Source organism: Hassallia byssoidea VB512170 (assembly GCF_000817785.2).
GTDB lineage: Bacteria > Cyanobacteriota > Cyanobacteriia > Cyanobacteriales > Nostocaceae > Hassallia > Hassallia carrinoi.
On sequence record NZ_JTCM02000186.1, the window covers coordinates 1 to 2,058 of the forward strand.

The 2,058-nt window shown below is 47.8% G+C and carries 2 protein-coding genes and 1 pseudogene; 2 read left to right on the forward strand and 1 reads right to left on the reverse strand.

The genetic code is table 11. The features are described from left to right. Positions 1-304: 304 nt before the first annotated feature. Entirely contained in the window at positions 305-442 is a 138-nt protein-coding gene (locus tag PI95_RS34160) for a hypothetical protein (protein WP_163519453.1), read from the reverse strand. A gap of 54 nt (positions 443-496) precedes the next feature. On the opposite strand from PI95_RS34160, the gene PI95_RS34165 reads away from it, so the two are divergent. Both PI95_RS34165 and PI95_RS34170 read left to right on the forward strand, forming a co-directional pair. After that, positions 497-925 (forward strand): S8 family serine peptidase, encoded by a 429-nt coding sequence (locus tag PI95_RS34165; RefSeq protein WP_039737703.1) that lies wholly within the window; start codon positions 497-499, stop codon positions 923-925. Beyond that, positions 861-2,058, forward strand: a pseudogene (locus PI95_RS34170) (hypothetical protein); the annotation flags it as partial. The gene PI95_RS34165 and the pseudogene PI95_RS34170, both read left to right, overlap by 65 nt.

Genomic DNA, 2,058 nt, shown 5'->3' on the forward strand with positions numbered 1-2,058 from the left:
CATTGACAGCCAACATCTGTAAAATGTCGTGGGGTGTTGAGGATCTAGTAAACGAACTATGAGTGCCATTTTTGTCCAGGGGAGCGCCCAAGGGGAGATGCGGAGGCAGTGCGGTGAGGCAGTACGGTCTTGGGGTCTCACGCCACATGCTTCAAGCCGGGAAACCCGTAAGGGCGCAGTGGCTCCCCAAGTAGAGTAACTGCCGAACCCGTAAGGGTCTTCTCGACGCTAAAAGCGATGGTGTCGGACCTGCGTGGAGCAACTGCCGTGGAGATGAGGAGGAGTTTGTCAATATCATTTGCGATCAATCGTTGCCGGCAGAAGTGATGGAAGAATAACCATTGCGACGTAACACCACAACAGGCGATCGCGCTTCATAACTGAACGGTTTGCAGTCCGCTTGAAAAACGCGTATTGTCGAACGGTCTTCATCAAAAATCACATCCTTAACGCTTTGGCATAGTCCGCGGCAAATACTCCCATTGATTACAGTCGGGTGAAATTAGGGCGCGATCGCGTTGATAATGACAATAACCCTTTATTGGCAGATGGTGAAGGTAACGAACACGGCACTTTTGACTTAGGCATCATTGCTGCAACTAACAATAATGACATTGGTATTGATGGGATTAACGACCAAGCACAAGTTTGGGTAGGACGTGCTATTGGTTCGGGTAAGTGGGCAGAATCATTACGAGAATTTGTAGATGAATTTAAGACATCTGGACAACCGAATGGGTTAGTTAACCTCAGTCTTGACTTAACTCAGCAGAACCCTGACGGTACTATTACCACCCGCTATGAGTTCACACCCCAGGAACGGGAAGCATTAGAATATGCGCGGCAAAATCATGTCCTGATTGTGGCAGCAGCGGCAGAATGGGCGGTTAGGCTTCCCAACCAGTGGGGAAATTGGTGTTGGTAATGGGGTAATTGTTCAAAACTTTGAAAATGGTCGGATAGTTTACGGTGATGGTCCGACTCGCACAGAGATGAATAATCAGCCAGCACCCACCTCAACAACCATCAACGGTTACACCGTCAGCGGTAACTTTTACCCAGTTTTCCAGAATTATCGAGGAACATTGGGCAACCCCATTTCAGGAGTGACTAACTATGGCAATGGTGTAACCTATCAGTTATTTGAACGTGGCTCGATTGTTAGTAGTCAGTATGGAACATTCCCCATTTTCGGGGGTATTCGTCAGACTTACTTAAATACAGGTGGTTTGAATGGTTGGCTAGGTGCGCCGAAGAGTGCAGAAATTGGGCAAGGCAACGGGGTTATCATTCAGTATTTTGAAAATGGCTACATCCTTTGGAATGGTAGTAAAGCAACAGCTTACCGCGCTTCTGTTACGTCTCCCCCGCCATCTACTCCCAAACCTGGATTTAACATAGATAGCCTTGTTGCTTCTGTCCCAGCTAGCTTACGTTCGTATGCACAAAACTCGATTCCCCTAATTTTAGATGAGTGCAAAGCGGCTGGAGTTACTGATTTAGGGCAGATCGCCTATATTCTGGCTACTTCCGAACATGAATCGCATTGTGGGCAATGGATGGAAGAACTTGCCCCTGGTGATGACTATGAATGGCGACCAGATTTAGGCAATAATCAACCAGGAGATGGTCGGCGTTTCAAGGGACGCGGTTATGTCCAGATCACTGGTCGGAATAATTATACCAACTGGTCTAAGAAGCTTGGCATCGATCTAGTGGGTCAACCATCAAAAGCATCTGAACCAGCAACTGCCGCTAAGATCATAGTCCAGGGTATGCGCGATGGCTCTTTTACTGGTGTAGGGCTAAGTCGTTACATTAATGGCTCAAACCGAGATTTTTACAATGCACGACGCATCGTAAATGGCATTGATAAAGCCAGTAATATTGCTACAATTGCTGAACGCTATTACAGAGTGCTGGCTGGTGGCAGTACCCCAACCCCAACTCCAACTCCAACCCCAACTCCAACTCCAACTCCTAGTAATGGACGCTACCAAGTCAAAGCCGGCGATAGTCCTTCTGCGATCGCTCAACGGTTGCTGGGTAATGCCAACC